Source organism: Oleiphilus sp. HI0128 (assembly GCF_001635365.1).
In genome coordinates this window covers 1-708 of the sequence record NZ_LWGG01000472.1, presented here as the reverse complement: position 1 = coordinate 708, position 708 = coordinate 1, and the positions used below count along the sequence as shown (strand labels likewise).

The window sequence follows — 708 nt, the reverse complement described above, 5'->3', positions numbered from 1 at the left end:
TCAGCACTATCCAGGCGAACTACCTTCGGCTGGAAACCCTGAATGCGGCCAATGACCGTATCAACAACGCTACCACACGACTGAGCATCTTCAAGCACTACAACATCCAGGATGACAGTCTGCATGCCAGTGCCGATGGTCAGAAGTTCGAAGCCAAGCGCGAGACGTTCCGTACACGGTATTCCTCAAAATACTTCGGTACCAGCAAAGGCGTCTCGGCGGTCAGTCTGAATGCCAATCATATGGCCATCAATGCCCGGGTTATCGGCGCCAACGAACATGAATCCCATTACATCTTTGACCTGTTGATGAACAACAGTACTGAGATTATCCCGGACATGCTCTCAACTGACACTCATGGGGTAAATCATGTGAACTTTGCCTTGCTCGATCTGTTCGGTTATCGGTTCGCCCCCCGATATGCCCGGGTTGGCAAGGTCATCAATGAGCTGTTCAACATCACCGAAGACGAAAATCAGCGCGTGAAACTATCGTTGCGCAAGCCGATCAACACGAAACGCATCATAGACCACTGGGACACCATCCAGCGGATCGCAGTCTCTCTAGCCCAGCGGAAAACCAGCCAAGCTACGTTGGTGCGTAAACTCTCCGGCTACAAGCACAACCACCCGTTACTGGAGGCTCTGACTGAATACAACCGGTTACTGAAGGCCCAGTATCTGCTGAACTACATCGATGACGCCAGCC

General features: G+C 52.0%; 1 protein-coding gene. It reads left to right on the top strand.

Annotation, left to right across the window (positions count from 1 at the left end; translation table 11 throughout):
* On the top strand, positions 1-708 hold a 708-nt coding region (locus tag A3763_RS05750), incomplete at both ends, for a Tn3 family transposase (protein WP_156494945.1).